Source organism: Streptomyces sp. NBC_00076 (genome assembly GCF_045041235.1).
GTDB lineage: Bacteria > Actinomycetota > Actinomycetes > Streptomycetales > Streptomycetaceae > Streptomyces.
In genome coordinates this window covers 5,504,432-5,531,430 of record NZ_CP108242.1, presented here as the reverse complement: position 1 = coordinate 5,531,430, position 26,999 = coordinate 5,504,432, and the positions used below count along the sequence as shown (strand labels likewise).

General features: G+C 69.7%; 24 protein-coding genes and 2 pseudogenes. 10 read left to right on the top strand and 16 right to left on the bottom strand.

Annotation, left to right across the window (positions count from 1 at the left end):
• Positions 1 to 654 carry a TetR/AcrR family transcriptional regulator gene (locus OHA64_RS25145; protein WP_405616743.1) on the top strand — a complete coding sequence of 218 codons (654 nt, stop codon included), beginning with the start codon at positions 1 to 3 and terminating at the stop codon, positions 652 to 654.
• 63 nt (positions 655 to 717) lie between these two features.
• A pseudogene (locus OHA64_RS25140) lies at positions 718 to 927 on the top strand (FMN reductase); the annotation flags it as partial.
• Positions 928 to 1,507: 580 nt separating this feature from the next.
• On the opposite strand, the pseudogene OHA64_RS25135 reads toward OHA64_RS25140, so the two are convergent.
• The 5 genes and pseudogenes from OHA64_RS25135 to OHA64_RS25115 form a co-directional block, all read right to left on the bottom strand.
• Positions 1,508 to 1,777: pseudogene (locus tag OHA64_RS25135) on the bottom strand (site-specific integrase); the annotation flags it as partial.
• Between the two features lie 109 nt (positions 1,778 to 1,886).
• A complete protein-coding gene (locus tag OHA64_RS25130; RefSeq protein WP_405616741.1) occupies positions 1,887 to 2,681 on the bottom strand; it encodes a hemolysin III family protein in 795 nt (264 codons plus the stop codon).
• A 60-nt stretch (positions 2,682 to 2,741) separates the two neighbouring features.
• Positions 2,742 to 3,074, bottom strand: a complete 333-nt coding sequence (locus OHA64_RS25125) for a MerR family transcriptional regulator (protein ID WP_405616739.1) — start codon at positions 3,072 to 3,074, stop codon at positions 2,742 to 2,744.
• Between the two features lie 1,152 nt (positions 3,075 to 4,226).
• The gene (locus tag OHA64_RS25120) at positions 4,227 to 4,586 is read right to left on the bottom strand and encodes an FAD-dependent oxidoreductase (protein WP_405616737.1); all 360 of its coding nucleotides are present in this window, start codon (positions 4,584 to 4,586) and stop codon (positions 4,227 to 4,229) included.
• A gap of 486 nt (positions 4,587 to 5,072) precedes the next feature.
• The gene (locus OHA64_RS25115) at positions 5,073 to 5,984 is read right to left on the bottom strand and encodes an alpha/beta fold hydrolase (RefSeq protein WP_405616735.1); all 912 of its coding nucleotides are present in this window, start codon (positions 5,982 to 5,984) and stop codon (positions 5,073 to 5,075) included.
• A gap of 114 nt (positions 5,985 to 6,098) precedes the next feature.
• Between OHA64_RS25115 and OHA64_RS25110 the strand changes: the two genes are divergently transcribed.
• Both OHA64_RS25110 and OHA64_RS25105 read left to right on the top strand, forming a co-directional pair.
• Positions 6,099 to 6,716: a TetR/AcrR family transcriptional regulator gene (locus OHA64_RS25110; protein ID WP_405616733.1), complete on the top strand. Its 618-nt coding sequence runs from the start codon at positions 6,099 to 6,101 to the stop codon at positions 6,714 to 6,716.
• Between the two features lie 300 nt (positions 6,717 to 7,016).
• The gene (locus OHA64_RS25105) at positions 7,017 to 7,835 is read left to right on the top strand and encodes a hypothetical protein (protein ID WP_405616731.1); all 819 of its coding nucleotides are present in this window, start codon (positions 7,017 to 7,019) and stop codon (positions 7,833 to 7,835) included.
• Between the two features lie 414 nt (positions 7,836 to 8,249).
• On the opposite strand, the gene OHA64_RS25100 is transcribed toward OHA64_RS25105, so the two are convergent.
• Both OHA64_RS25100 and OHA64_RS25095 read right to left on the bottom strand, forming a co-directional pair.
• Complete coding sequence (locus OHA64_RS25100) at positions 8,250 to 8,900, bottom strand: response regulator (protein WP_405624093.1); 651 nt, start codon at positions 8,898 to 8,900, stop codon at positions 8,250 to 8,252.
• Complete coding sequence (locus OHA64_RS25095; RefSeq protein WP_405616729.1) at positions 8,900 to 11,272, bottom strand: histidine kinase; 2,373 nt, start codon at positions 11,270 to 11,272, stop codon at positions 8,900 to 8,902. The genes OHA64_RS25100 and OHA64_RS25095 overlap by 1 nt, the downstream gene beginning before the upstream one ends.
• 137 nt (positions 11,273 to 11,409) lie before the next feature.
• On the opposite strand from OHA64_RS25095, the gene OHA64_RS25090 reads away from it, so the two are divergent.
• On the top strand, positions 11,410 to 12,510 hold the full coding sequence (locus OHA64_RS25090; protein ID WP_405616727.1) for a CPBP family intramembrane glutamic endopeptidase: 1,101 nt from the start codon (positions 11,410 to 11,412) through the stop codon (positions 12,508 to 12,510).
• Positions 12,511 to 12,737: 227 nt separating this feature from the next.
• On the opposite strand, the gene OHA64_RS25085 is transcribed toward OHA64_RS25090, so the two are convergent.
• The gene (locus tag OHA64_RS25085) at positions 12,738 to 14,441 is read right to left on the bottom strand and encodes an NAD-dependent malic enzyme (protein WP_405616725.1); all 1,704 of its coding nucleotides are present in this window, start codon (positions 14,439 to 14,441) and stop codon (positions 12,738 to 12,740) included.
• 773 nt (positions 14,442 to 15,214) lie between these two features.
• Between OHA64_RS25085 and OHA64_RS25080 the strand changes: the two genes are divergently transcribed.
• A complete protein-coding gene (locus OHA64_RS25080; RefSeq protein WP_405616722.1) occupies positions 15,215 to 16,555 on the top strand; it encodes an ice-binding family protein in 1,341 nt (446 codons plus the stop codon).
• A 166-nt stretch (positions 16,556 to 16,721) separates the two neighbouring features.
• Here OHA64_RS25080 and OHA64_RS25075 read toward each other — a convergent pair whose 3' ends face one another.
• From OHA64_RS25075 to OHA64_RS25055, 5 genes are all read right to left on the bottom strand, one after another.
• Positions 16,722 to 17,351: a hypothetical protein gene (locus OHA64_RS25075; protein ID WP_405616720.1), complete on the bottom strand. Its 630-nt coding sequence runs from the start codon at positions 17,349 to 17,351 to the stop codon at positions 16,722 to 16,724.
• 56 nt (positions 17,352 to 17,407) lie between these two features.
• Complete coding sequence (locus OHA64_RS25070) at positions 17,408 to 17,779, bottom strand: STAS domain-containing protein (RefSeq protein ID WP_405616718.1); 372 nt, start codon at positions 17,777 to 17,779, stop codon at positions 17,408 to 17,410.
• A gap of 184 nt (positions 17,780 to 17,963) precedes the next feature.
• Positions 17,964 to 18,455, bottom strand: coding sequence for a DUF5994 family protein (locus OHA64_RS25065; protein WP_405616716.1), 492 nt, complete (start codon positions 18,453 to 18,455; stop codon positions 17,964 to 17,966).
• 6 nt (positions 18,456 to 18,461) lie between these two features.
• Positions 18,462 to 18,626, bottom strand: a complete 165-nt coding sequence (locus OHA64_RS25060) for a hypothetical protein (protein ID WP_405616714.1) — start codon at positions 18,624 to 18,626, stop codon at positions 18,462 to 18,464.
• Between the two features lie 5 nt (positions 18,627 to 18,631).
• Positions 18,632 to 19,267: a DUF5994 family protein gene (locus tag OHA64_RS25055; RefSeq protein WP_405616712.1), complete on the bottom strand. Its 636-nt coding sequence runs from the start codon at positions 19,265 to 19,267 to the stop codon at positions 18,632 to 18,634.
• Positions 19,268 to 19,994: 727 nt separating this feature from the next.
• Between OHA64_RS25055 and OHA64_RS25050 the strand changes: the two genes are divergently transcribed.
• Together OHA64_RS25050 and OHA64_RS25045 are read left to right on the top strand one after the other, a co-directional pair.
• Positions 19,995 to 21,236, top strand: a complete 1,242-nt coding sequence (locus OHA64_RS25050; protein ID WP_405616710.1) for a PP2C family protein-serine/threonine phosphatase — start codon at positions 19,995 to 19,997, stop codon at positions 21,234 to 21,236.
• Between the two features lie 247 nt (positions 21,237 to 21,483).
• Complete coding sequence (locus tag OHA64_RS25045; RefSeq protein ID WP_405616708.1) at positions 21,484 to 21,975, top strand: Asp23/Gls24 family envelope stress response protein; 492 nt, start codon at positions 21,484 to 21,486, stop codon at positions 21,973 to 21,975.
• 257 nt (positions 21,976 to 22,232) lie between these two features.
• Here OHA64_RS25045 and OHA64_RS25040 read toward each other — a convergent pair whose 3' ends face one another.
• The 3 genes from OHA64_RS25040 to OHA64_RS25030 all read right to left on the bottom strand — a co-directional run bounded on the left by OHA64_RS25040 (position 22,233) and on the right by OHA64_RS25030 (position 24,814).
• Positions 22,233 to 23,000 (bottom strand): DUF2637 domain-containing protein, encoded by a 768-nt coding sequence (locus OHA64_RS25040; protein WP_405616706.1) that lies wholly within the window; start codon positions 22,998 to 23,000, stop codon positions 22,233 to 22,235.
• Positions 23,001 to 23,468: 468 nt separating this feature from the next.
• A complete protein-coding gene (locus OHA64_RS25035) occupies positions 23,469 to 24,257 on the bottom strand; it encodes an Fpg/Nei family DNA glycosylase (protein WP_405616704.1) in 789 nt (262 codons plus the stop codon).
• A 152-nt stretch (positions 24,258 to 24,409) separates the two neighbouring features.
• A complete protein-coding gene (locus tag OHA64_RS25030; RefSeq protein WP_405616702.1) occupies positions 24,410 to 24,814 on the bottom strand; it encodes a hypothetical protein in 405 nt (134 codons plus the stop codon).
• A gap of 200 nt (positions 24,815 to 25,014) precedes the next feature.
• Between OHA64_RS25030 and OHA64_RS25025 the strand changes: the two genes are divergently transcribed.
• Both OHA64_RS25025 and OHA64_RS25020 read left to right on the top strand, forming a co-directional pair.
• Positions 25,015 to 26,178, top strand: coding sequence for a sugar ABC transporter substrate-binding protein (locus OHA64_RS25025; protein ID WP_405616700.1), 1,164 nt, complete (start codon positions 25,015 to 25,017; stop codon positions 26,176 to 26,178).
• 30 nt (positions 26,179 to 26,208) lie between these two features.
• The gene (locus OHA64_RS25020; protein WP_405616698.1) at positions 26,209 to 26,985 is read left to right on the top strand and encodes an ATP-binding cassette domain-containing protein; all 777 of its coding nucleotides are present in this window, start codon (positions 26,209 to 26,211) and stop codon (positions 26,983 to 26,985) included.
• Positions 26,986 to 26,999: the final 14 nt, after the last annotated feature.

The following is a 26,999-nucleotide window of genomic DNA, read 5'->3' as shown; positions in this document are numbered from 1 at the left end:
ATGAAGTCGCAGGTCAAGCGGGTACCCAATGTGCGGGGCGAGGGCGAGCGGCTGCGGCAGGAGATCCTCGACGCGGCGACCCGCATCCTGGAGGAGACGGGCCGCGAGGACGCGCTCTCCCTGCGCGGAGTCGCCCGCGAGGTCGGCATCTCCGCGCCCAGCGTCTACCGGCACTTCAAGGACAAGGCCGACCTGGTCTCCACCGTCCTCGACGCCACCTACCGCGCACTGGCCGTCGCGATGAGGGAGGCCGGCGAGTCGGCCGCCGCCGCAGGCGCGGACCCGTGGGCGCGCGCGCGGGCCACCGTCACGGCCTACCGCAGGTTCGCCATCGACAAGCCCCGCCGCTACCGACTGATGTTCAGCCTGGAATACGAGCCCCAGCACCATCCCTCCGCCGACCACCCCATCGGCACCGTGCTCCAGGCGTGGACCGATACGGCCGACGCCTACCTCACCGAAGCAGCCCCCGACCGTCGGGCGGAGGCGCAGGACTTGGGCATCCACCTGTGGACCGCCCTGCACGGCCAGCTCGTCCTGTGGCGTACCCTGCCGAGCCCCGTCGCCGGCAGCGAAGACGTCCTGATCGAGCTGGAGGAGTCCCTGCTGCGACGCCTGCTCCCGGCACCGGAGACTCCGAGCCCTACTGAGTGACAGGCCAGGAACACTCCCTGCTCCCGGAAGACACGCGGGAGCGCCCGATCACTCGTTGAGCGCGGCCAGTTCGGCGGCGTCTGGGCGCAGAACGCGACCCGCAAGGCCGCGGGCATCGTCGGCGCCAGGGTGCTGGAGGACGCCAAGCCGTCCATCGCCGGTTCCGTGGTCCGTTTCGCCGAGACGCACCCCTCCGACGATGCCGAGGTCGTCGCGCAGCTGGTCGAGGTCATCGGTCTGATCCACGGCGAGGCCGCGTCCGTCGCCGCCTGATCGATGTGCGCATGATGGAGGGCCGATCCCTAGAAACCGCCCATGGGCTCCGGCCCTTCTTCCGGTTCCCGGCCTCAGCCCGGCTCGCTCTTTCCCGTGACTGAGCTGTGTGCGAGAACGTGCTGCTGTTCGAACCTGTCCCGTCCGCCGAACAGGGCCGCTACCGGTGCACCGGCTGCGGGCACGGCTGAGACCGGTACTCGGCGGGACATTGGAAGCAACAGCTCGCAATAGGCGAGAGAACCGGAGTCCGGCACACATACGCATCCGCAACCACGGCGGTCCTGGGTTCGAGACACCGGAACGCGGAATCCTCCCGAGGCCCGTGGCCCCAACCCGAGACCACTCTCTCGGGAGTCGTGCCCACAGCGTGCCCGTAAGGACGGAAAATCACGGTCAACAGCGGTGCGATCCAACCCACACGACCACCCCAAGAATCAGGTAACTGCGCTGGTCAGAGCCATAGAACCCACCCAAGCGCCGTCGCTTCCCAAGCTGAGAGTGCGAGTTCGATTCTCGTCACCCGCTCCACGAAGAAGGCCCAGGTCATCGACCCGGGCCTTTTTGCTGCGCTCTGCGATCACTCGCCGCGTGCCAGATTCGTGCCAGAACGCTGATCGTCTGGATCATCGGCACCTTTTTCTGGCACGGCAGCAGCTTCCTGGCGTGCCTTGCGTACGGTCGCGTCGAGCCCGGCGGCAACTTCCTGCTGTCGCTCGTCGCCAGAGTGCTGATAGATCAGCGGCTTTCTCCGAGGATGCCCTGCGCGGACCATCGTGTCCTTGAGGGTGGCACCTGAGCGCGTCGACAGCGTGTGTCCGGTGTACCGGAGATCGTAGAACCGGAAACCTCTCGATGACGCTCAGGACTCCACCAGCTCCCCCTCGCCCACCAGTCTCTCTGACCATGTGCGGGCGGGACACCCGGAGTCATGCGCTTGGGCCTGCCTTTGAACGCGGTCACGTGGCTGCCAGGAGGATGGCCGTGTAGTGCGCGGTGAAGGCGGCGATGGTCAGGGCGTGGAAGATCTCGTGGAAGCCGAACCAGGCCGGTGAGGGGTCGGGGCGCTTGAGTCCGTAGACGACGGCGCCCGCGGTGTAGAGCAGACCGCCGGCGATGACGAGTACGACGACCGCGGTGCCGCCGGTGCGCGCGAAGTCGGGCAGGTTGAAGACGGCCACCCAGCCCAGCGCGATGTAGCACGGGGTGTACAGCCACCGGGGAGCCCCGATCCACAGGATGCGGAAGGCGATGCCGGCCAGGGCACCCGCCCACACCACGGCCAGCAGCACCCGTTGCCGGTCCGTGGGCAGCAGCAGTACCGCCAGCGGGGTGTAGGTGCCGGCGATGATCAGGAAGATGTTCGCGTGGTCCAGCCGCCGCAGGACCGCCTCCCCACGCGGACCCCACGTTCCGCGGTGGTAGACCGCGCTGGTACCGAACAGCAGGCAGGCAGACAGCGCGTACACCGAGCAGGCCGCCACGGCCGCAGCCGAGCGTGAAACGGTGATCAGGACGATGCCGCCGACCAGCGCGAGGGGGAACACGCCGGCATGCAGCCAGCCGCGCATCCTCGGCTTCAGCGCAGTCGCCGCGCGCTCCACCCCACCTTCCAGGCTGGCGGCGGCAGCCGGCCGACCGGTTGGGCCGGCAGGCGCATCGACCGCGGGAGTGCGCATGGCGTCGGGAGTGGTGCCGGGGCAGGGCTGGGGATCGCGCCCGTGTGCCGGCGGCTGAGTGTCTTCGGCGGTCATGCGCTCGTATTCTGAAATCGGCGGAACAGTGCGGCCTGGCCCGGCGCTGCGGACCGCGGGTCAGATACCGGCCGTGTGCCGGGATGCGGCGCGGCGGTACTCGGCGTTGATGCGCTGGGCTTCTTCGAGCTGGTCTTCGAGGATGACGATGCGGCAGGCGGCCTCGATGGGAGTCCCCTGGTCGACGAGTTGCCGGGCGCGGGCGGCGATCCGCAGCTGGTAGCGGGAGTAGCGGCGGTGTCCGCCCTCGGAGCGGAGCGGGGTGATGAGGCGGGCTTCGCCGAGGGCGCGGAGGAAGTTGGGGGTGGTGCCGAGCAACTCGGCAGCTCGACCCATGGTGTAGGCGGGGTAATCGTCGTCGTCGAGACGGCCGAAGGAATCGCCTGCTGTCATCTCACCTCTCTGTGGAACGCGTGGAGGGGCCCTGGTGCCGTACGGCACCAGGGCCCCGAAGGAACTGCTACACCATCTGCCGGCCCTAGTGCTGCGCCGACCTTCTGTGTCCGCCGACCCGATCGAGACGCTGTCGGGGGCGCGGGGATCGCGGTTGCTCGACCGGAGACCACCTCACTATCGATGTCCTGCGGTACCCGGGCTCAAGATTTCCGCCCGGGCGATCCTGATGGCGCTCGGCTCCTCCGTTCTTCCCTCTGAACCCATTACTTGCCAAACGGGTACTGCGTACTGCTCGCACTGCTGATACTGCGAACTACTGGTGGCCTCACGAAGCGCCACTCTTCGGCAGCCAGCCCCGTCGCCCGTCCTGCGTCTGCTCTGGCTTGGAACCCCACTGCCGAACCTCCCGGTGCGCGCGCCCGCAGCCGACGCCTTCACCGAGGTACTGCTCACTGACATCACTGCTGGGAACTGCGAACTTCACTTACGGGTACTGCCACTGCGGTACTGCTCACGGCGGCCCCTGATCACTGCGGGCCACCCGGTCCGGTCGTCAGTCCCGTCGCCGCCCTGCAACAACCCTGGCTTCGGAACTCCACCACCGCACCGTCCTGCGAACTTCAACTGCGGTACTGCTGCCCGGCAGTTCGTGTCTGCCAGGCCCTGCCGTCTCTCTGGGCTACGAGAGAAACCATAACCATGACGCCACCCAATGTCTACTCCAGTCACCATAGATTTTCGCGCGTTCGACGGTGAGACAACCCGCCCCGAACGGCGGCGGAAGACTGGGCGCAGACGATGAGAGACCAGGGTGACCTGATGGACACGGTGAGCGGCAACGTCGCAACCGCCCGCTCCGCTACATCCGTCGCGGGCGCGCGACAGCGCCCGGCACTTCCTCCAAGTTTTCGTACCGGCGATTGCAGCCGAGGCTGCCGACACCGTGGGGTCCTGGTCGTTCGGAGCTCGTCGCCAACGCCCCGCATCACGGTGGCAGCGCACCTGCGCTCTGGACCTGACCGCGCACCCGGACAGCATCGAGGTGGCCGTGCACGGCTGCAGCCCGAAGGCGCCACGCATGCGCACCTCTGACCTGAACGGCGGCACCGGAGGTTTCGGGCCGGCCTGTGGTCAACCGCCTCGCCTGCGCTACCGCCGGAGGACCGCGTACTGCGCGGGGTCGTCGAAGGGCTGATGGTGCTTGGTGGCGCGGAAGGTTTTGATACGTCCTCCGACGCGGCTGGCGTTGGCCTCCAGGATGGTGACGTCGCGGCCGGCGTCCTTGAGTAATCGGCCGGTGACGAGGCCCGTGATGCCGGCGCCGATGATGAGGATCTTTTTGCGCGGATGGTGAGTGGGGCCGAGGCGGCCCGTGTCTATCAGAGTGAGGAGATAGCTGAGCTTGAGGTCTTTGTTGTCCCGCCCGACGAGGAGGAGTTCGCGGGCGAGCCTGAGACACGTCTGCCAGCGCGCACGGGTGGCGGAGTTGTCCCATGAAATGTCGGTCATAGCAGGAGATCGTAGATACGGAGAAACGATTACGCGGTTTCTCCGGAAGGTAAAGTCCTAAAATAACCGATCGCACTTCTTGACGGAATTTCGACTTGCTCTACTTTTCCTTACGAGGACCGTAGGGCCGTAGTTGGGCCAGGGACGGAAGGGAAAGGGGAATGGAGCCGAACCAGTGATTCCGCCCCCGGAATTCGGAAATCCTGCAGCCTTGATGGTGGCGGTCTCGCCAGCCGACCGGGGCGGGGAGGATGCGAGGACGGCGCATCTCCGTCCAGCCATTGCCGCCGCGACATTGGTCGGCGCTGCCGACGCCCCGTGTGTCGAGGATGCCGACCGGGGGGGGCGGCGGGACGCGAGGACGTCGCCCTGCTCCTGCCGCTGATCCACCCTCTACCACCGATACAGGGGAAGCGGGGCCGGCCTTCTGGATGGTTTCCCGACGCCCACCCCGGCTGACTGGATTGCCCGTCCGCTCGGCGGTTGTCAGTCGACGGAGGCCATGAAGTTCAGCATCCTGCGGTTCATTTCCTCCGCGTGGTCGATCTGAGGTCCGTGCCCGGTGCCGGTGATGATCTCGGCCCGGGCACCTGATATCAGGCGCGGAACGCGCTCCATTTGCCGCTTGGGGTGCAGCAGGAGGCTTCGCTTGCCGAGCACCAGGTAGAGGGGCGTACGGACGGTGGACAGTTCGGCCTCGGACAGGGGAAGCGGTGCCGGGCGGCGGATGCGGTAGGCACGGACTGCCGCCCTGATCATCGTGCGCAGCTCGGGCATGACGAGGACCGGCTGTTCCAGCCAGGCCGCCAGCCGCGGGCGCAGCGCCTTGGGCGCGAAGGTCGCGAAGAGGCCGGCGAAGATCCAGACGAAGAAGCGCAACCCCACTTTCTCGAGGCCGCCGGGGTCGAGCAGGGTGACCGAGGCGAGGCGCTTGGGCCTGCGGTGCGCCTGGTTCAGGGCGAGCCAGCCTCCGTACGAGGTGCCGACGAGGTGGACGCGTTCGAGCCCGAGCCCGGCGAGCGTCTCGTCCAGCCACTGCGCGGCACGTTCGGGCTGGTGGATCGGCTCGCGCTGCACGCTGCGTCCGGGATCGCCCGGGGTGTCGATGGCGTAGACGGGGCGGTCGGCGCTGAGGGCGGAGGTGTTCGGGTACCACATGGCGGAACAGGAGCCCGCTCCGTGCACCAGGACGATGGGAGTACGGGACTGGGCCGCGGGGTCGGCGGGCCCGTAGCGGTACACGTGGGTGATGCCGAACGAGGTCTCCACATCCTGTTCCGCGAGGGCAGGTGCTCCCAGTGCGTAGACGGCGTCGCAGGCGGCGAAATAGCGGCCGCGCCGGGCGTCGCTCACGTAGCGGCCGACGTCGGCCTGGGTGCGGGCAGTTGTCTCGGGCACGGCCACCTCCGGAGGGATTCGGCTTCGTGGTACGAACGTATCACGATATTGATACGGCTGTACCATCAAAGATGGCAGGCGAAGGCCCAGCGGACGATGAGCGGAGAACAGCCGATGCCCAAGCGTGTGGACCATGCGGAACGGCGCACCGAGATCGCGGAGGCGCTCGTGCGGGTCGCTGGGCGACGCGGGCTGCATGCCGTGGGGATGCGCGATGTGGCAGCCGAGGCAGGCGTGTCACTGCGGCTGGTGCAGTACTACTTCGAGACCAAGGAGAAGCTGCTGCTCTTCGGGCTGGAGCACCTGTCCGAGAAATTCGGGGAGCGGCTCTCCGCCCGCATCCGAGCCGCAGGGGACAGCCCGGGGCCGCGCACCACGGTCGAGGCGCTGCTGATGACGGCGTTGCCGACCGGCGAGGAGAGCCGTACCTTCCATCACCTCTACACCTCGTACGCCGTTCTGGCCGTGACCGACCAGACGCTCGCCGCCCAGCCCTTCATCAAGAACCCCGACGCCGCCGAAGGCGCCCTCACCGACATCCTCCGGCAGGCACAGGCGGCGGGTCTGCTGCAGTCCGGCGTGGACACACAGTTGGCGGCGGCCGGCCTGCTTGCGATGTCCGCGGGGCTCGGCACCAGCATCCTCGTCGGCCAGCGCAGTCCCGAGTCCGCCGCCGCGATCCTGGACGACCATCTCAACCGCATCTTTCGCACCGTCGATGCGGCCAGTTGACGGTTGGCGCCTCACCACGGGGCGAGCGGGCAGGCGAGCAACCAACTGGCCGCCGATGCCCTGCGGTTGGCCGGCGAAGCGGGCGCAGGCGACCTTCGCCTTGGCGTGACGGACCGTGCTGTCGAGTAACTGGCCTCCACAGCCGAGGTGTTGCTGTGTCACGGCTGTGCCACGGCGGTGTCCTGAAGGGACGACGGGCGTGACCTGCGGGCTCTGGGGGGCCTCATAGTGATCACAGAACGGGAAACGGCGGAAACGCCGCCGGCTCCTTGCTACTCCCCACCTCGGAAGGAACCTCCCGTGAAGAACCGCCACCTGCGCAAGGCCGTCCTCGCCACCGCCGCGATCACCGCCGGACTGCTGCTGACGGCCTGCCAGAACGGCACCGCCGACAGCTCGTCCGGCAAGAGCTCGGCGGACCAGGCGAGCCCGGTGGCGGCCGCGGAGAAGGCGTCCAGCTCCAAGAACGCCAAGGACTCCAAGAACTCCAAGGGCGTCAGCAGCTCGTTCAAGAACGGCAAGGTCACCTACCTCGCCCCGGGCAAGTACATCGTGTCCGTACCGGGCAGGGACGACCAGCAGTTCTGGGTCGCCGACGACACCGAGGTCTACGGCGTCGGCACGATATGCGGCGAGGCGGGGTCCAAGGTGGACGCGCCGTGCACGGTGGACCAGCTGGAGTCGGCCGTCAAGAAGGGTGCCGTCAACGCCGACGTGGAGATGAAGAACGGCGTCGCGACCCTGGTGACCGAGCGGCGCGGCACCCAGCAGGACTCCGCGTCCGGCTCCGGCAGTGGTTCCGACTCCCGCGAGACCGTCGTCGAGGGCATCAACAAGGGCAAGGGCGTCGACGGAACCTGGTTCGGCAACGTCTCCTACCTGGCGCCGGGCAAGTACACCGTCTCCGACATGAAGGGCACCGAGCAGCAGTTCCTCGTCGCCGATGACACCAAGATCATGGGCTACGACGACATCTGCGATGCCGTGAACACCGGGCCGGGCGGCGAGGGCGGCGTCGAGTGCACCGAGGCCCAACTGGAGGCGGCCGCCAAGAAGGGCTTCTCCGCCGAGGTCGAGATCAGCAACGGCATCGCGACCACCATCACCGACGACCACTGAGCCGCGGGCGGGCCGGAACGCCAGCCGCTGTCCTTGCGGAGTCAGGGGGCGCATATCCCAAACGGAGCGCCAGGTAAGTGAGCCATGGGCGCCCTGGTGTGGCTCTCACGGTGATGCAACCCTCAGAGACCCAATGCCCTTGCTTATCGCTTTATAGGGGTGCTCATGAGTGACATTTGGTCTCTGCTCGGTCTCCTGCTTGCCATATCGCTCCCTCTTCTGTTCGTCCTGCTCGCCATCGCTGGATCGGGATCGCCGAACTATCACTGGCCTCACGTTGCGGTGCCGCCAAGGCCCCCACGTAAAGACGGCCCTCAGAACGCGGCCCGGTTTTTCGCGGGTTCAGCAGGAATCGAAGACACACTGCCGCAATCCCGTGAAGGGTCAGGGCAGAGGCGGTCGTGACTCCCGCGCTCAGGCCGTTCCGATCGGCCTGACCAGCCCGCTCTCGTACGCCAGGATCGTGGCCTGCACCCGGTCCCGCAGGCCCAGCTTGGACAGCAGGGCGTTCACATGGGTCTTCACGGTGCCCGTGGTCACTCCGAGCGCGGACCCGATCTCGGCGTTCGTCAGACCCGAGGCGATGTGCAGCAGCACCTCCCTCTCGCGCGGCGTCAGGGAGGACAGCGCACCCGTCACGGACGGCGGCCGCGGGGCGCCCTGCGCGAAGGTGTCGATGAGCCGGCGGGTCACGGTAGGGGCCAGGATGGCCTCCCCTGTGGCGACCACGCGGATCGCGGACAGCAGGTCCTCGGGAAGGGCGTCCTTGAGCAGGAACCCCGAGGCCCCGGCGCGCAACGCCTCGTACACGTGGGCGTCAAGGTCGAACGTGGTCAGGACGAGGACTCGCGGCCGGCGATCCTGCGCGGTGATGAGACGGGTCGCGGTGAGCCCGTCCATGCCGGGCATGCGGATGTCCATCAGGACGAGGTCGGGCGCCTCGGTGGCGGCGAGCGACACCGCCGACGCCCCGTCACCAGCCTCGGCGACCACCGTCAGATCGGGTTCGGCGTCCACGATGGCCACGAATCCGGCGCGGACCACCGCCTGATCGTCGACGACCATCACGCGTGTGACGACGGGGACACCTCCTGGACGGGCGCCGGACTCGGCCGGATCGACAGCAACGCCCGTACGATACCGGCCTGTTCGAGAGTGATACGGCCGATCCCTGTCGTCCTGGTCCCCACCTGCACCTTCAGGCGTTCGGCCACCGGTCCGGTCACGGCCAGCGGTACGCCCGACACCGTGACGCGCAGGGCGTCCCGCCGTCGCCTCAGTGTGACCCGCACCGGCCCTCGATCACCCGCGCCGAGCGCCGCCTCGACGATGCGGTACGTCGACAGCGCCACGGCGGGCGGCAGTTCCCGCGCTGCCTCCGGCAGGCCCCGCAGCTTCACGTCGCGCCCGGCCGCGTGCACGGTCCGGCACAGCGTGGCGAGGTCCGCGAGGGTGGGCGCCGGAGCGAGCCCCTGCCCGTCATCCTCCGACTCGCCCAGGCTGTGCAGGACTTCGCGCATGGCCGCGAGGGCGGACCGGGCCCCGGCGGCCACCTCGTCCAACCGCCCCTGCCGGGCCTGTTCGACCAGTGCCGCCGTGGGGTGCAGGACGGCGTCACGCACCTTCGCCGCCAACCGGCCCCGTTCGGCGTCCGCGGCCCGTTCCGCGTGCCACAACGCGCCGGCCAGCGCGAAGTCGTCCCAGGCCAGGATCCGCAGCCGTCGGCGCCGCACAGCGAGCCCGGCGCCCCACAGGCCGGCGAACACGACAGCCAGCACCACGGCCAACACCACGAACATCACCACGGCGGTGGGCCCCATCGAGCCCCCGCCCGACAAATCCCCGTCCGCGCCCGCCGTCGCGACGAGGGTCCCGGAGAGCGAGACCGCCGCAGCGCACCACGCGGGCCAGGTACGGGCGGCTCCCCGGCCGTAGACCGCCACCGCGTAGACCGCCAGCGGTTCAACGAGCGCTCCGCCGGCGAAGAACTCGGAAACCCGCGACGGCAGCGCGGCCGCGGCGACCGCCGCCGGCCACAGCCACGACGTGGCCAGCACGCCGAGGAGCGCCGCCCACGGGGCACGCCGCCGCCACAGCAGCGGCACCGCGTGAGCGGTCAGCAGCGCGGCCACGACGAGCAGGCCGGGCATCGCGGCGCGCAGGCTCGCGCCTGTCCACTCCTCCACGGTGACCAGGGCGAACACCAGGGGAAGGAGCGTGGCCACGAACACCAGCGCGGGGTCGGCCAGCCGCTGTTCCCGCAGGACGCCGCGCCGGCCCACGCCCTCGGACGGACCCCACGGTCCCGTGACGTCCGGCAGCGTGGCCCGGACCCGCCAGCCACCGTCGGGGGCGGGGCCGGCCGTCAGCTCCCCACCGACGGCCGCGGCCCGCTCCTTCATCCCCACGACGCCGCGTCCCGACCCCAGTCCGTCGACGCCGTCGACGCCGTCCGGTGCCGCGCCGCGCGGGGGAGCGTTGTCGACGTTCAGTTCCAGGACACCCTCACCGCGCAGGACGTTGACGTGCGCGGCGGAACCCGGGGCGTGCCGCAGGGCGTTCGTCAGGGCCTCACGGACGATCCCGTGGACCGCCTCGGCCGCCGGACCGGCCAGGTCGCCGGGGAGCACGGCATCGATCGGACGCCCCAACCGGCCGAATCCGGCGATGAGTTCCTCAATGCGCGCGGTCATCGGACGGGGATCCGGATGGTCGACGTCGCGCAGCAGTCCGACGAGCCGTTGCAACGCCGTCAGGGTCTCGTTGCCGGTGCGTTCGGCGAACGACAGCGCCTCGGCCGTCAACTCGGGCCTGCGGGCGGCGAGTCGTCGTGCGGCGTCGGCCGTGATGACGACAGACGTCAGGTGATGGGCGCTCACGTCGTGGAGTTCGCGAGCCAGACGCTGCCGTTCGGTGTCGCCCGCCCGCCGCCGGGCCTGCTCCGCGCCGACCAGCCGGCGGGCCGCGAGCGAGCGCCCCTTGAGCCACTGCCGTCGGGCCTCACCGAGCCCCGCGCAGACGACGTACAGGAGCGCGCCGAGCGCCCACTCCGAGGCGAGCGCGGGTCGGGCCCCGACGTGGATGAGGGACAGGAGCCACTCGACAGCCACGGCCGCGGCGACCGCGCGTACGGTCACGGACACGGGGCAGCGGACCGCGACCGAATACAGCGCGACCGGCGTACCCACCCCGAAGTGGCCGTCCTGCCAGGCCACCTGGCCCAGCAGGAGAGCGCCGAGGGACCAGACCAGGGCCCGGACCGGCGCCTGCCGTCGACGGCCCAGCGCGGCCGTCTCCACGACCACCGCGCCCAGCACGGCGATGAGTGCCGCCGCCCCGGGCACGTCCGCGCCGACCAAGCCGGCTCCGGGCCACAGCCAGGCGATCTGTCCGGTCGCGAGCAGCGCGGGGAGCAGCCAGTTGCGTGTCGTCTCCATCTCGGCACGAGCCTAGGGCGGCGTGCGCCGGCGCGGCACCGGCCCCAGGTAGGAGGTCGCTCTCCACCCTCCGGCAGAGACACCGTTCGTGCCCGCGGCCGATGTGGGGACACGGGCCCGCCGGGAGGCTTGTCGCCATGACGAATGCGCTCGCTGCCCCGATGCCCGCGCTCCTCCCCGAACGGCTCCCCTACCACCGCATGGCCCGCGTCTCGGCACGTCACCGATGGTGGCGGCCCGTGTTGGGCACCGGGTTCGTGGCCGTGGCGTGCCTGCTCGTGGCCGGACTGCTCTACGGCCTCGGCTCCGCCCTGGGAGCGGCCAAGGGTTACCCCGAAGCCGACGACGGAACCGTCGAGTTCGGCCCCGTCTCTGGTACCGCCCTCGACCTGCTGGCGATCGCCTCCGCCATCCCCGTGGTCCTGCTCGCGGCGCGCTGGGCCGGCCGCCGCCCGGCGGGCACGGTCTCGTCCGTGACGGGCGGACTGCGGTGGCACTGGCTGGGGCTGTGCGTGCTCGCGGCCCTCCCGGTCCTCGCCGTGACCACCGGGGCCATGCTGCTGCTGCCTACGGACGGTGCCCCGCCGTCGCGGTGGGCGGGCTGGGAGGTCTTCGGCCCGGCCCTCGCCATGCTGGTCGTCCTGGTGCCGCTGCAAGCGGCCGCCGAGGAGTACGTCTTCCGCGGCTGGCTCACGCAGGCGGTCGGCGCCTTCCTGCGCTCTCCGTGGTGGGCGCTCGTGCCCCAGGCCCTCCTGTTCGCCGCCGCCCACGGCTGGGGCACTGCGTGGGGCTTCGCCGACCTGGCCGTGTTCGCAGTGGTCGCGGGCTGGCTCACCGTACGCACCGGCGGTCTGGAGGCGGCCATCGGACTGCACGCCGTGAACAACCTCCTGGCCTTCGGCGTCTCGGCCGCCGTCGTCGACGGCCTCAAAAGCGACGACACGGCCGCGGACGCTCCCTGGCAGCTCGTGGCCCTCGACCTGGCCGGCATCGCCCTGTACACGGCGGCCGTCCTTTGGCTGGCGCGTCGCCGCGCGCCGCTCCGCACCGTCCCCGCGCCGGCACCGGTCCCGCCGCCGTTGTCCATTCCCGGCGCGTATCCCCAGGTTCCCGCGGCCCACGTTCCTGTCCCTGGCTTCCCGGTCCCGTACGCCGACCGCACGGACGCGCCAGGTCTGCCTCAGAGGGCGGTTCCCTTCGCTCCTCCGCCCGGTGACGCCGGCCGGATCCCGCGCTGATGTCCGCGGTAGCTCAGGCACCTCCCCGCAACGGCTGGTGGCGTGAGCAACAGCGACGCCGTTCGAGACCCGACCGTCTCCGTCCCGATCGCGCGCCTGGCCGACCAGCACCTGCATCCGCACCGTGACGCGGCTGCTGCTCACCCCAACCGCCAGAAGGACCGCCTCCCCCAACGCTTCATCGACGGCCTCTTCTGTGTTTTCGCTTCGCTCCCCCCCTCGCCCCGTCAGCCGTACTCCGGCTGCCACATGGCGTCCTGGATCTGCTGGATGACGTCCTCGAGTCGGGCCCGGGCGACTCCCTCCTCGGCGGCGCGGCGGGCGACGGCCGCGGCGACCACGGCCGACGCGGTGCGCAGGTTCTCCACCTCCGGCAGCAGGGCGGCGCCGGGCTCCGACAGGTCGGCGAGGCCGGCGACGGCTTCCGCGGCGGCCTGGAGCATGCCGTCGGTGATCCGCTCGGCGTCGGCCACCACGGCGCCCAGCCCCAACCCGGGGTAGAGGAGGGCGTTGTTGGCCTGGCCGATGACGTAGGTGGTGCCGTCCAGCTCGACGGGAGGAACCGGGATGCCGACGGCGACCAGGGCCTTGCCGCCGGTCCACCGCAGGACGTCCTCCGGCATGGCCTCGATCTTCTCCGTCGGGTTGGACAGCGGCAGGACGACCGGCCGGTCCACGGTGCGGGCCATGGAACGCACCACGTCCTCGGTGAAGGCCCCGTGCTGGGTGGAGGTGCCCACCAGCACGGTCGGCTGCACCTGGTCCACCACGCTGTGCAGGTCGGCCGGCCGGTCGTCGGGCCACTCGTCGTCGGGGCGCCCGTACGGCCGCTGGTAGTCGCGCAGTTGCCCGGTGGACTGCCGCAGCAGGCCCTGGCGGTCCACGCACCAGATACGCCTGGTGGCCTCCTCCCGGTCCAGTCCGTCGCGGATCATGGCGTCGCGCAGCTGGTCGGCGATGCCCACGCCCGCCGTCCCGGCGCCGAAGACCACGACCCGCTGGTCGCGCATGGGCGTGCCGGTGACCCGTACCGCGTTCATGACGCAGGCCAGCGTGATCGCGCCGGTGCCCTGCATGTCGTCGTTGAAGGTGCGGCTCTTCTCGCCGTACCGCTCAAGGATGCGGCGGCCGTTGCCGGGGCCGAAGTCCTCCCAGTGCAGCAGTGCGCGCGGGAACAGCTCGGTGACCGCGTCCACGAAGGCGGCGACGAAGGAGTCGTACCTCTCGCCGCGCACCCTGTTGTGCCGGTTGCCGACGTACAGCGGGTCGTTGAGCAGCGCCTGGTTTCCGGTGCCGACGTCGAGCATCACCGGAACGGCCCGCCCCGGGTGGATGCCCGCGGCGGCGGTGTAGACGGCCAGCTTGCCGACCGAGATCTGCATGCCGCCGACGCCCCAGTCACCGATGCCGAGGAGCTGCTCCGCGTCGGTCGCCACCACCAGGTCGACGTCGTCGGGGCCGAGGCCGAGCGTCTGGAAGGCGGGGCGGATGTCCTCGGGTCGGTCGATGGAGAGGTAGACCCCGCGCGGTCGCCGGTATTCGTGGCTGTACCGCTTGATCGCCTCGCCCACGGTCGGGTCGTACACGATGGGCAGCAGCTCGGTGAGGTGGTCGGTGAGCAGCCGGAAGTAGAGGACCTCGTTGCGGTCGTGGAGCTGCTCCAGGTACACGTTCTTCGCCAGGTCGTCCGGCTGCGCCCGCAACTGCTCCCAGGCGCGGCGCGCCTGCAGTTCCAGGGACAGCACCGCGGGCGGCAGCATCCCGACCAGGCCGTGCCGCTCCCGCTCCTCCTGGGTGAAGGCGACGCCCTTGTTGCTCAGCGGGTCCGCGAGCAGCGCGCGTCCGCCCGGTTCCCCGCGGCCTGTGTGGCCGGTGTGGCCCTTTCCCCTCCTCTGCTGGTCAGCTTGTGCACGGTTTCGGGGCGGTGCCATCGGGTCTCCTCGCGTCGCACGATTGGCGTCGTGGCTCGTTTGGCGTAGTGGCTCGTTTCCTGCCAGTCGCCCCGAGTACCCCGGTCGGCACGACAGGCGCACCGGCGCCCATCCCTTTGCCGCTCTTTTGATGGACAGGCTTTCCGCGCTGGGCACCACCATGCTCCAGGCCGTGCCCGCCCGGCAGGATCCACCTCAATCTGCTGCAGGCGATCAACGCCGAGGTGGGCTCGGGTCGATTCCTCGACGCGGGCACCACACCTTCCCCACGGCTGTCCTCGGCTCGGCGCGCGGTCAGCGCCACATGGCCGTTCCAGCGCCGTCACATCCCAGTGGGAGAGCGCGAGTTCGCGTCTCGTCACCCGCTCCACGGCGAAGCCGGCCCAGGTCATGGACCCGGGCCTTTTTGTCGTCCGCTGTGATCACTCGCCCCCGTCCGAGCCGGTCAGCGCGCCATGATCCGGCCGGTGGCCGGCCTCCCGCGAACAAGCTGATGGCTCGGAATCAAGCACCAACAAGACCAGCAGGGTGAATTACGCGCCCCTTTGCCCCCTTCGGCATTTTATCCGTATGTACTTTATAAGGCTATTGCTAGCTTATGTCCGGTGGGTGACGGTTCATCAGCTCATCCGCAGGTGCTCGTCCTGCGGACCTCTGTTCGCGGCTGATTCCGCAAAGGCGCGGCTTCCGGCCCGACCGGAACTCACGACGGAAGTTCGGAGTCCCCCTTGCCGGGGCGCCTGAGCTCAACGGCGACAAGAAAGGTCACTCGCATGGCAGTGGTTGCCCACTCGCCCCGTTCACCAGGCAGCAGAGGTATTCACCATCGGCTCAAGGCGCGTCTCGCACTCCTGCCCGGAGTAGTGCTGCTGGCCACGGTCACGCTGGCTTCGAGCGTCGCGCACGCCGCAGAAGCCCCCGTTGGTCTGGGGACCGCCAAGACTTACGCGGTCCTGGCCGGTTCAACGGTCACCAACACCGGCCCCACCGTCATCAACGGCGACCTGGGACTCAGTCCGGGCCCTTCGGTGGTGGGCTTCACAACGTCGACGCCCTCCGGCCCCGGGCAGATCTTCGGCGACCTGCATGTGGCCGACGCCGAGGCCGGTACGGCGAAGACGGATCTGACCACCGCCTACAACGATGCGGCCGGCCGGGGACCCGGAGCCGCCGTCACTGCCGATCTCGGCGGGCAGGTACTGGTGCCCGGCGTCTACACGGCCTCGTCGTCGATGGGACTCACCGGAGCCCTCACCCTCAACGCCAAGGGTGACCCCAACGCCGTCTGGATCTTCCAGGCCGGAACGACGCTGACCACCGCATCGGCCAGCAGCGTCATCCTCGTCAACGGTGCACAGCCCTGCAACGTGTTCTGGCAGGTGGGCAGTTCCGCCACTCTCGGGACCAATTCCAAGTTCGTCGGCACCATCATGGCCGACCAGTCCATCACGGTGACGACGGGCACCACGATCCAAGGCCGTGCCCTTGCGAGGATCGGCGCGGTGACACTGGACAGCAACGTCATCACGACGCCGTTCTGCGCGACTGGCCCCGCCGGGCCTGCCGGAGTTGCCGGGCCTGCTGGGCCTGCCGGAGTTGCCGGACCCGCCGGAGCTGTCGGGCCCGCCGGGCCTGCCGGAACTGCCGGGCCTGCCGGACCCGCCGGACCCAAGGGCGACGCCGGACCTGCCGGAACCGCCGGACCCGCCGGACCCAAGGGCGACGCCGGACCTGCCGGAACCGCCGGACCTGCCGGACCCAAGGGCGACGCCGGACCTGCCGGAGTTGCCGGAACCGCCGGGCCTGCCGGAACCGCCGGACCCAAGGGCGACGCCGGACCTGCCGGAACCGCCGGACCTCAGGGGCCCAAGGGCGACACCGGACCCAAGGGCCCCAAGGGCGACACCGGACCTAAGGGCCCCAAGGGTGACACCGGGCCTAAAGGCCCCAAGGGCGACACCGGGCCTAAAGGCCCCAAGGGCGACACCGGACCCAAGGGACCTGGCGGTGGAGGTAACCACGGGGGACACGGGGACCACGGGGACCACGGCGGTCACAAGCCCGACTGCCACGACCAATACGGCCGTCCCCCTGGGTACGCGGCGTGTCACTGAAGCCCTGGGCGGCATGCGGGGACTGAGCGAAACCTCGCCTGTATCTCAGTGAGGAGAAACCCAAGATGAGTAAGGGGCACCTCTCAACGAGGTGCCCCTTCCCCTCGAACGGGTGGAGCCGCCGACAACGCGATGCCCCCCGCCAGGCACCGCACAACGGTGTTCGTCAGCCGGGCCGCTGGGTGCGGTTCTCGTGGGCGAGCCCGTCCGGGTGGGCGGCCGTACGCGGCCCGAGCCCGAGCGGAAGGACCAGCGCTCGTAGCACCGCGGGGTCCGACGGCCGGAGAACTTGCTGGTCCGACGGCCGACGAACCAGCCCAATGTCCTGCCAGCCCCACGACAGGAAGGCGTTGCGGACCGCCGAGTCGGCTTGTTCCACCAACGTCGCCCCGAGCGAGGCGTGATGGTCGGCGAGCAGGCACTGCTGAAGGCGGCGGGCGAGGCCCTGGTCGTCCGTGTGCGGGTGAACCACGGTCTCAGTGATCGCGAAGACGTGACCGGACGCCGTGAGCTGTTCGACGCTCCGCGGAAGGGGCCCCTCGAACCCCCGCCACCACGTCCCCTCCCGCCGTACCGGGAATCCGTAGACGCACCCGGCGAAAGCGGTGCTCTCCGCGATCAGCAGGGCGAAGCCGGGCCGCCGGATCGCGCCGGTCAGCCGCCGCAGAAACGCCTCCCGGCCCCGGTACCCCTCGCCGGCCCGTGCCTGGGAGGACTCCACGTACAGATCGGCCAGGTCCTCCTTCAAGGTCTCGGCCTGCCAGCGGTTCAGCCGACGCAGACGTAACGCGCCCATGGTGGACGGTGTGCTTCCGTCACCGTGCGGCGGCTGCTGCCGCCCGAGCGGGGGCGTCACGGCGCATCGCCCATGACAACGGGCGCCCGGCACGATCGCGCGCCGACGTCAGGTACCGAGTGCATCAGGAATCCGGAGCCGGTGATCTCGATGACGCGGGCCATGCTCCGCGACGGGTGGTGCAGTCGCAAGGTCCTGCCGGTGTCCGTGGCGAGCCGGGAGGCCAAGAGGAAGGCGTCGAGTCCGCCGACGTCGCAGAAGGTGACCGCCGTGAGATCGACATCGATACTGAGGATGCCGTCGCGTAGGCACTCGGCCAGGGATTCGCGCACCAGCGGTGCGGTGGCCAGGTCTATCTCTCCCGCGAGAGTGATCAGAGCGCGGTCGTCGCGGTCGTGCCGGTAGACGTTCAGCTGTGGAAGGGCCATGGCTCCCCTGTTCGGACACATGAGGGTGTGCGAGTGCCTGCACGAAGACGGACGGGTCAACTTCCGGTCCCGCGAACCGAGTTCCTGCCCCCGGTTCCTGAACGCGGTTCCTGAACGCGGTTCCTGAACGCGGTTCCTGAACGCCGTCTCCAGGACCGGACTGCGTGCTGTGCGATCAGATGGGCTACCAGCCGGGAGCACCGGGCGGTACGCGCGTGCGGTCGGCGGGAGTGACGCCGGTGGCGGCGAGAATCCGTTCGGCCGAGACGTGGTTGTCGTCCCGTACGGCCATGTCCATCGCGGCGCGAGCGAGCGAAGGAGCTGTCTGTGGAGGGATCACCAGGAACAGGAAGTGGTCCTGAACTCCCCGAGTGACGATCATGGTGTCGTCGCCGACGGCCGACCAGTCGATGCGGACGGTACGACCGTCGACGACCAGATGGCCCGGCCTCTCGTCCCAGGCGCCCGCGTCGAGGCCGACACGGGCGAGAGGACCCAACCGGGCGGTCAGCGCCGCGAGCAGTCCGGACAGTTGACTCTCGAGGTCGCGTGACCGCGGCCACCACGCGCCGTCGAACGTCCCCGTGCGCTTGGGCGTCGTCTCCATCCGCAGGACCGCGGTGCCGGGAAGTATCGGCTCCCTGCTGCTGTCCGCCAGAAGCCTGATGGGAATCACGAGGACTCACCCCACTTCTTTCCGGGTGCCGCGTGCCCACGCCGTCGCCCAGGAGCGGCCGCGGTGGAAGGCGGCGATGCGGTCGCCGCGCTGCCGGTTGGCCAGGTGGATGAGGAGCACGCCCAGAGCGATCATCGCCAAGATGACGAGCACGGTCACGAAGGTCTCCATGGTTCTCACATCCCCATCGGACGATTCAGGGTCGTGGTTGGTGCAACGGCTTGAGCTACCTCCTCGGGCATGGCTGCCAGGATCCGTGGCCGCGCGACGGGTTCGCGGGCCCCATGCCCTCCCTCGGAGTCCCAGACCGCCTCCACGGCCCGGTCGGTCTCCGTCACCGTCCGGCGGCGCGCGGCCTGCTCCATCAACCGGCTCGCGGTCGACGTGCCCAGGGGGTCGCTCGCGGCGGACATCAGCCAGGCGGCCGAGACGGGGTCCGTCCACGGCGGGACCACCAGCAGGTTCCAGCGGCCCACGTGATACGAGAGCAGCAGCAGTTCATGCGGATCCTGCTCGGACCGGAACCAGCCCACGTTCACCACATGCCCGGCGACGGGCACCTTGCGCGGAACGACCGGCCAGTGCGTGGGATTCACCGTGACCCGGGTGATCCGCCCCCACAGTGGATCCAGTACCGCCATCAGGGTCGGGAGTTCCGCCACGAGATCGCGAGAGCGGGGCCACCACGCGCCGTCCAGGAGAGCCGGCGCGGCGCCGGCGGGAGCCAGCGACAGGCGGAGCGAGGAAGACGTGGGGGAGGACGACGAGAGCCGGTCTTCGAGTGTCGGCGAGAGGGAAATGGTCGCAGTCATGACGCGAACCCTGCCCCGGGCCGACCGCGGGCGACCCGGCCTATTCGATCGCCGAAAACGACACGAGCGTGGCAGCCGGTGCGCGAAATATCCTCGGTACTTTGAGCGTACTCCTCGGCCGAGCCGAACGGATGTCACGCTGACACACCAGGGCATCCGGCTCGTGGAGAGCGCGGAGGGGACGCGGCTGCCGCAGGGCGCATACCCTTCCCCGACCGCACGGGACCGCATGGACACGAGAGCCGCGAAACACCTGATGCCCGAAATGTGCACCAGGCATAGCATGAAAGCGGGTCGGCACACTCTCACGTGCGACCGGCCCGGAAGGGCGACCCCGGTGTGTATACGCCGGGGTCGTTGGGTCCCGTCGACCCAAGCCCCTTGTGATGACCGGCGTTTGGGAGCGACATGCCGCCCATGGCGTAATCAGCTCATTGGACCGGTCGGCGATGCGAGCCTGTGCCGGTCGACAGCGTCGTGCCACGCTGACCGCCGTTGCCTGCCGGGTGGATCCGACAGGAGCGGGGCGTGCGTTGCGCCGGGGCACCGCGTCCGGATACGTGGTCCGGGGTGCTGGAGGCGTCGGCACCGTTCCGGTCGGCACCGCCCGTACCGGCTCGGCTGCGGTTCGACGAGGCCGGGGCACCGGGCCGCCTGGTGAACACCGTGTGGTCGCAGCCACCCCGATGAGTTCCCCAGGCCCCGGGACGAAGGGAAGCAGACAGCGATGACGGACGGTGGGCGAAGGCCGGACCGGACCGGGGTGGACCGGTCGGAGGGGTTTGGCGAACGACTGCTGGGGGTGCTGCTGGACCGGGCCCACGAGATGCCACCGCAGTTGATCGCCCCGCTCGTCGCGGAAGAGGTCGCCAGGGTCGGGGGCCGGGACGTCTCCATCCTCCTCCAGGACTACGAACAGGTGCTGCTGGTACCACTGCCGGGTCGCGGGCTGAAGGTCGGCGGGCCCGAGCCGGTCGAGGGCTCCCCCGCCGGCGAGGCGTTCCTGAGCCGCAGAACGGTGGAGGTGCCGCAGGGCGACAGCGTGCGGATGTACCTGCCGCTGCTGGACGGCAGCGACCAGATCGGGGTGATGGCCGTCACCCTGGACACTGTCGACGACGACGACCGGCGGTTGCTCCGCAGACTCGCCGGTCTGGTCGCGGACATGATCGTCACCAAGGACGCCTACACCGACCAGTTCTTCCAGGCCCGTCGCAGCGCCCCGATGAGTGTGGCCGCGGAGATCCAGTGGTCGTTGCTGCCCCCGCTGTCGATGACCGTTCCGCAGGTCGAGGTGGCCGGAATCCTGGAGCCCGCCTACGACGTGGCCGGCGACAGCTTCGACTACGCCCTCAACGGCGACATCCTGCACATGGCCATGCTCGACGCGATGGGTCACGGGCTGGACGCGGCGACCATGGCGACGGTGGCCGTCGGCGCCTATCGCCACACCCGACGGGCCCATACGGATCTGTCCCAGGTGTACGCGTTCATGGACCGGGCCATCAACGATCAGTTCGGCCCCGACCACTTCGTCACCGCGCAGATGATGATCCTGGACATCACCACGGGCCGGCTGCAGTGGGTCAACGCCGGCCATCCGGCCCCGCTCCTGATCCGTGACCGCGCAGTGGTGGACCGGCTGGAGAGCCCGACCACGTTGCCGGTCGGCTTCGGCGGTGAGGAGCCGGTGGTCAGCGAGCGGATGCTGCGGCCCGGGGACCGGTTGCTGTGCTTCACCGACGGTCTGATCGAGGAGCACCAAGTGGGCGGGGAACCTTTCGGTGAGGAGCAGCTCATCGAGTGGACCAATCGGGTCCTCCGCGACCACACCGAGGTACGGGCGGTGGCACGAGCTCTCTCCCACGCCCTGAAACAGGAACGCGGCGGCGCGACGACCGACGACGCGACCATCTTCCTCGTCGAGTGGCGAGGCGGCGACGCCGATCGCCTCGCCACCTTCGACTGAGCCCGCAAAGGCATCCCTCCGGCTCGGGAGAGCGCTCCGGCCCTCCCCCGCGCCGGGAGCAGCAGCTCGCGAGGGAGGGCGCGGGAGCGAGGCCACGCGGCACGCGCTGGTGACCCAGCGGGCACGATCATGCGGGCCGAAGGCGAACAAATCGGCCCTTTTGGTCACGCCCATCCCGTTCGCGGCTCTGGCCAAGGGGGTACTCGGAGTCCGCACAGCACATCGGACAGGCGCCGAGGTGATCGTCATGACGAACAACACCACCAGCGTCGGCTCGGGCGGTCGGCCCGACGCGGGCGTGAGCACAAGGAAGGGCCGTACCGGGGCCCAGGCTCCGGCGGAGACCCGGGGCAGGACCACCATCGCGGACGGCGTGGTGGCCAAGATCGCAGGCATGGCCGCCCGTGAGGTGCCGGGCATCCACAATCTCGGCGGAGGCGTGGCCCGCGCCTTCGGCGCCATGCGGGAACGAGTCCCCGGTGGAGGCGGAGGCGGAGGCGTCACGCGAGGCGTGAAGGTCGAGGTCGGCGAGCGCCAGGCCGCCGTCGACCTGAACGTCGTCGTCGAGTACGGCGTCTCCATCGTCGACGTGGCCGGTGACGTGCGCTCCAACGTCATCGGCGAAGTGGAGCGGATGACGGGCCTGGAGGTCGTCGAGGTCAACATCGCCGTCGACGACGTCCACCTTCCCGACGAGGCGGAGGGAGAGGAGTCCGAAGAGGAGGGCCGTGTGAGGTGAACCGCCGATCCCCTCCGGTGGCTGCGGGCAGCGGGTGGCCGGCCCTCGGTCGCTGATGGCGGGCATGGCCCGGCGGCAGCGGAGGTCGGTGAGCCTGGAGACCAGGAAGGCAGCGATGTCCGCGCGGGTCATAGCCGAGCCGACCCTGTCGTGGCCCGGAAAGCCGGACTTGCCGCCGGGCTCGTGACAGGGCGATGCCGCGGGGGCCCACGGTGATGCGGGCCGGAAGCGGGGCGATGGTCGCCTGGGTGGGCCGGCTAGTGCCGGTGGCGGGACGTGCTCTGTCGCGGCGGCAGGGTCAAGGTGATCTGTCGGACGAGTTGCTGGAAGCAGGCCAGGGATGCGAGGGCCGGCAGGGCGGCGCCGGCGATACCGGGGAACGTCCTCTCCGCCTGCGTCACGCACAGCGCTATGGCCACGGAGGAAAACAGCAGAACGACGAACCATGAGTGCATGGCTCGGCGTTGGTGCAAGGCGGCGCGCAGGATGGAGAGCGAGGCGACGATCCAGGGGCCGTACACGAGGAGGGGCCACCAGGAAACCTTGCCACCCTTCGCGCCGGACGTGACGTGCTGCAGAGGCGCGTAGGCCACCACGCCACCGAAGACGCTGACCATCGCCACGATGACGGCCACGAACGCGACGATCACGAAGCTGCCGGTCTGCAACCACTTGAAGCGAACTTTGCGGTCTCGAGTCTTCCGATGTCCGGAAGAACGCCGAATGGGCGGCAGCTGTGCCGTGATCTGTGTCAGATTTTCCAACGGGTCGGTGAAGTCGACGCCGGGCGACGTTTCGGTGCGCGGCGGCGGTACGACGGTCGCCCGCTCGGCCGGTACGGCGTCCTGCAGGAGATGGGCAAGTTCCTCGACCGGGTCCCACGCCGTATCGGGGGGTTCCAAGGGGGCCCCCGAGTGCAGGGCGTCGACAGAACTGCCGTGCCAGGCGGTACCCGCCCCGAAAGGATAAGCCTCGGGGTACCATTCACGCTGCGTAAACGAGATATCGGCATAGTCGTGATTCACGGTGATTCGCCCACGTCACCTGCGGTCCGTGTGGCAGCCAGAGTTCCTCTGGCCGCTCCACCGCTGATTGAGTTCCTCCTGGGCCGCATCCAACAGCGTGAGGAACTCGCTGAGCAGCGACTCGGTAACTCGGGTTTCGACCCGCGCACCGTCCCTGCGCAGGGTGCCACGCGCATCGAGCGCCGAGTATGCCGTACCGGGCGTGTAAGTATATTTCCCTACGGCCACATCGCTGTCCACGGACATATTCCCCGCTCTCGCTCCGCGGCGAGGCAAGCCAAAGGGCATTGGTTTCGTCATGTCCCGCTAACGCCGCATCCAGTCCTCCAGTTGCGCGGCAAATGAGTGACCGTAAAGTCGGTGAAACGTTGATGGGAACAGTTTTTAATTTGTGTAATCTACGGCTGATTCAGCACGTGATGAGTTGAGCGGGTTGTCTGCAAAATCGTGGCGGAACTGGCCGTGGACTCAGGATCCGTTCCCCTGGCACCGCGGGCACCACACCGTGCCGCGGCCCGCCACACGGGACCGGCGCAGCGGGCTGCCGCAGCGCGGGCAGGTCGGATCGGGGTGGTCGCGGTGACCGGTGAGCCAGGAGTCGCGCGGCGGGACGCGGCCGGCGGAGACCGCGGAACGCAGTGTGTGACGCATCTGGGTGTACAGGCGGCGGCGGTCGGCCTCGGTGAGATCGCTCGCCCGCGTCGTGGGGCGCAGCCCGGCGCGCCACAGGATCTCGTCGGCCAGCAGATTGCCGAGTCCGGCCAGGGCCGACTGGTCGGTGAGGACGGTCTTGACACTGCCGTGCCGGGCGGAGAGCGCGGACTCGAACTCCTCGCGGTCGACGGCCATCGCGTCGGGACCCTGGCGGTCCAGCAGCCGTTCGGCATCGGAGGCGTCGTCGGCCAGCCAGATGCCCTGGAGCTTGCGCTGGTCACGGTAGCGGAGCTGACGGTCGGCGCCCACCGTGAACAGGACGCGGTCGTGCGCCTCGTACGCGTCGTCCGGACGGGCGCAGACCAGTTGCCCGGTCATGCCGAAGTGCAGGACGAGGGTCGGGCCGCCGGTGCGGGCGAGCAGCCACTTCCCGTGCCGCTCCGGCTCGGTGAAACGCCGGCCTTCCAGAGCTTCACGCAGCCGCCTCACGCTCACCCCGTGCAGGACGCCCGCGTCCCGCACGTCGACGTGCCGGATGACCCGGCCCTTCGCGCAGGACCTGAGCACCTTCCGGAATCCCTCGACGTCTGGCAGCTCAGGCATGGGGTTACGTCCTCTCCAGCGAGGATCCGCACGCTCGGCGTGCGGGCATGGCCTCCCCCGGGACACCATGGCCTCCCCCAGGACATGGTGACTCCTGGGCAGCCGCCGCGCACCGCCACACGCGCCGGAGGACCGCCCGGCGGGGCGCACCGTCAAGCCGTGTTCCGTCGTCCCGTCCCCTTCACGGAGGCGATCACGGCGGAAGCGGCGGCGGTCACGGCGAGGGTCCCGATCATGACCATCCCCACACCGACGGCGAAGAGGCCGCTGGAATCGTCCGACCAGTCGTACCCGGCGGCGACGGTCAGACCGACCGTGGTCCCCAGCACGGCTCCGGCGAAGTAGCGCCGGGACGCCGCCCAGTACACCGGCAGCAGCAGGGTCAGCACCAGACCGATCACCTGCCACGCCTCGTAGGGGCCGGTCGTCGATCCATCCGGCTGCACGTCACGATGCTGGTCCCAGCCCAGCCAGGCGGCCCACGCCGCCAGTGACACACCGGCCGACACGAGGATCTGCACCAGTTGGAGAACGGGTTTCGGTAGTCCTGTCCGCATGGTCCAAGCGTTCCGCCTCGCCCCGTCGACGACCAGAGCGCACGTACTCAGTTCCACCCGAGTACATCACCGGCTGCGCTTCTCCGCCCGGTGCAGGCAGGTGGCCGGACGTGAACGGGAAGAAACCGACTACTTGGCTACGCTTGGTGCGAAGTGCTTTTATCTGGCAAGTTAGGACAAACTTCCCTAAGGAACCGAAGATGGGTCTCGGTGTCAGCCTTCCGACCTTGAAGCGTAGGTCCGTCACCCGTGCCTCCCGCACGTCCCGCACGTCCCGCACGTCCCGTGCCTCCCGTGTGTCCGTGGCGGTCGTGACAGCGGTCGGCCTGGCCATGACCGGGGCCTGCGGCGGGAGCGACGGAGGTGGTGGCGGAGGCGACAGCGTCACCGTCGGGGTACTGCTCCCGGGCGGCGGAGCCTCTCGCTTCGGGCAGTTCGACAGGCCCCTGATGGAGAAGCACCTGAAGCGGGTGTGCCCGGACTGCCCGGCGGCGGCCGTCGCCGCCACGGGTGAGCCGGCGGTGCAGCGGCAGCAGCTCGAAGCCATGATCACCAGGGGGGTGGACGTCCTGATCGTCTCCGCCGTCGACCCCGAGGCGCTGCGGTCGTCGGTCGAGTCCGCGAACCAGGCCGGAATCCCGGTCGTCGCCTACGACCGGCTCGCACAGGGCCCCATCTCCGGTTACGTCACCTTCGACGGCGCGACGGTCGGCAGGCTCCAGGGCGAGGCGCTCCTGAAGGCCATGGGCGCGAAGGCGCGCAGCAGCCAGATCGTCATGATGAACGGCGCCACGATCGATCCCAACGCCGGCTGGTTCAAGCGGGGAGCGCTCTCCGTCCTCCAGGGCAAGGTGAAGATCGGCAAGTCGTACGACACCGTCGGATGGCGGCCGGAGAACGCCTACGTCAACATGACCGGCGCCATCGCCGCCCTGGGCGCGGGCAACATCGACGGCGTGCTGGCCGCGAACGACAGCCTCGCCGGAGCCGTCATCTCCGCCCTCAACGCCAGCGCGGTCAGGCCGCTGCCCCCGGTCACCGGCCAGGACGCCGACCTTGCGGCCGTGCGGCGCATCGTCAAGGGCGACCAGTACATGACCGTGTACAAGCCGTACAAGCCCGCCGCCGACGCCGCCGTCGAGATGGCCGTCGCCCTGGGCCGAGGCGATTCGGTCGGCTCCATCGCCACCGGCACCGTCGACAGCGTCACCACCAAGGACATCCCGGCGGTCCTGCTGCCGTCGATTCCGGTGACGGTCGGCAACATCAAGGAGACTTTGGTAAAGGACGGTATGTACACCATCGACCAGATCTGCACCCCCAAGCTTCGGTCCGCCTGCGCCCAGGCAGGACTCACCGGATGAGCTTCCCCGACGGCGGAAGGAGGTGGCCCTGTGGTTCAGCCCCTGCTGGCGTTGCGCGGCGTCTCCAAGCGCTTCGCCGCCGTCGAGGCCCTGGTGGACATCGAGCTGGAGGTCAGGGCCGGAGAGGTGGTCGCCCTGCTGGGCGACAACGCCGCCGGCAAGTCCACCCTGGTCAAGGTGATCTCGGGGGTCGTTCCCGCCGACAAGGGCGTCATCGAGTGGGAGGGCAGGGCCGTTCAGATCAAGCGCCCCCAGGACGCTCAGCTCCTCGGGATCGCGACCGTCTACCAGGACCTCGCGATGTGCGGCAATCTCGATGTCGTCGGCAATCTCTACCTCGGCCGGGAGATCCACCGCTTCGGCATCCTCGACGAGGTGGAGATGGAGCGCCGGACCCGCGATCTGCTGAAGACCCTGTCCATCCGCATCCCCGATGTGCGGGCGCCGCTCTCCACCCTGTCCGGCGGTCAGCGGCAGGTCGTGGCGATCACCCGCTCGTTCCTCAGCGCGCCCAGGCTGCTCCTGCTCGACGAGCCCACCGCCTCCCTGGGCCTCGAACAGACCAACCAGCTGCTCGACCTCATCGAGGAACTGCGCGACCACGGCGCCGGGGTGCTTCTCATCAGCCACAACATGGGTGACATCAAGGCCGTCGCCGACCGGGTCGCCGTCCTGCGCCTCGGCCGCAACAACGGCCTCTTCGACGTGAACACCACATCTCAGGAACAGATCATCTCCTCCGTCACCGGCGCGGTGGACAATTCCGCACCCCGCCGCCCGCCGAACCCGGAGGAGGTATGGCCGTGAGATGGAGGGGAGGG

Excerpts from the sequence above, each read along its gene's own strand:
- OHA64_RS25035 (WP_405616704.1), bottom strand. The coding sequence starts at position 24,257 with ATGCCTGAGCTGCCAGACGTCGAGGGATTCCGGAAGGTGCTCAGGTCC.
- OHA64_RS25030 (WP_405616702.1), bottom strand. The coding sequence starts at position 24,814 with ATGCGGACAGGACTACCGAAACCCGTTCTCCAACTGGTGCAGATCCTC.
- OHA64_RS25145 (WP_405616743.1), top strand. The coding sequence starts at position 1 with ATGAAGTCGCAGGTCAAGCGGGTACCCAATGTGCGGGGCGAGGGCGAG.
- OHA64_RS25125 (WP_405616739.1), bottom strand. The coding sequence starts at position 3,074 with ATGACAGCAGGCGATTCCTTCGGCCGTCTCGACGACGACGATTACCCC.
- OHA64_RS25075 (WP_405616720.1), bottom strand. The coding sequence starts at position 17,351 with ATGGGCGCGTTACGTCTGCGTCGGCTGAACCGCTGGCAGGCCGAGACC.
- OHA64_RS25085 (WP_405616725.1), bottom strand. The coding sequence starts at position 14,441 with ATGGCACCGCCCCGAAACCGTGCACAAGCTGACCAGCAGAGGAGGGGA.
- OHA64_RS25055 (WP_405616712.1), bottom strand. The coding sequence starts at position 19,267 with ATGACTGCGACCATTTCCCTCTCGCCGACACTCGAAGACCGGCTCTCG.
- OHA64_RS25070 (WP_405616718.1), bottom strand. The coding sequence starts at position 17,779 with ATGGCCCTTCCACAGCTGAACGTCTACCGGCACGACCGCGACGACCGC.
- OHA64_RS25090 (WP_405616727.1), top strand. The coding sequence starts at position 11,410 with ATGACGAATGCGCTCGCTGCCCCGATGCCCGCGCTCCTCCCCGAACGG.
- OHA64_RS25045 (WP_405616708.1), top strand. The coding sequence starts at position 21,484 with ATGACGAACAACACCACCAGCGTCGGCTCGGGCGGTCGGCCCGACGCG.
- OHA64_RS25025 (WP_405616700.1), top strand. The coding sequence starts at position 25,015 with ATGGGTCTCGGTGTCAGCCTTCCGACCTTGAAGCGTAGGTCCGTCACC.
- OHA64_RS25100 (WP_405624093.1), bottom strand. The coding sequence starts at position 8,900 with ATGGTCGTCGACGATCAGGCGGTGGTCCGCGCCGGATTCGTGGCCATC.
- OHA64_RS25110 (WP_405616733.1), top strand. The coding sequence starts at position 6,099 with ATGCCCAAGCGTGTGGACCATGCGGAACGGCGCACCGAGATCGCGGAG.
- OHA64_RS25095 (WP_405616729.1), bottom strand. The coding sequence starts at position 11,272 with ATGGAGACGACACGCAACTGGCTGCTCCCCGCGCTGCTCGCGACCGGA.
- OHA64_RS25050 (WP_405616710.1), top strand. The coding sequence starts at position 19,995 with ATGACGGACGGTGGGCGAAGGCCGGACCGGACCGGGGTGGACCGGTCG.
- OHA64_RS25060 (WP_405616714.1), bottom strand. The coding sequence starts at position 18,626 with ATGGAGACCTTCGTGACCGTGCTCGTCATCTTGGCGATGATCGCTCTG.
- OHA64_RS25080 (WP_405616722.1), top strand. The coding sequence starts at position 15,215 with ATGGCAGTGGTTGCCCACTCGCCCCGTTCACCAGGCAGCAGAGGTATT.
- OHA64_RS25120 (WP_405616737.1), bottom strand. The coding sequence starts at position 4,586 with ATGACCGACATTTCATGGGACAACTCCGCCACCCGTGCGCGCTGGCAG.
- OHA64_RS25130 (WP_405616741.1), bottom strand. The coding sequence starts at position 2,681 with ATGACCGCCGAAGACACTCAGCCGCCGGCACACGGGCGCGATCCCCAG.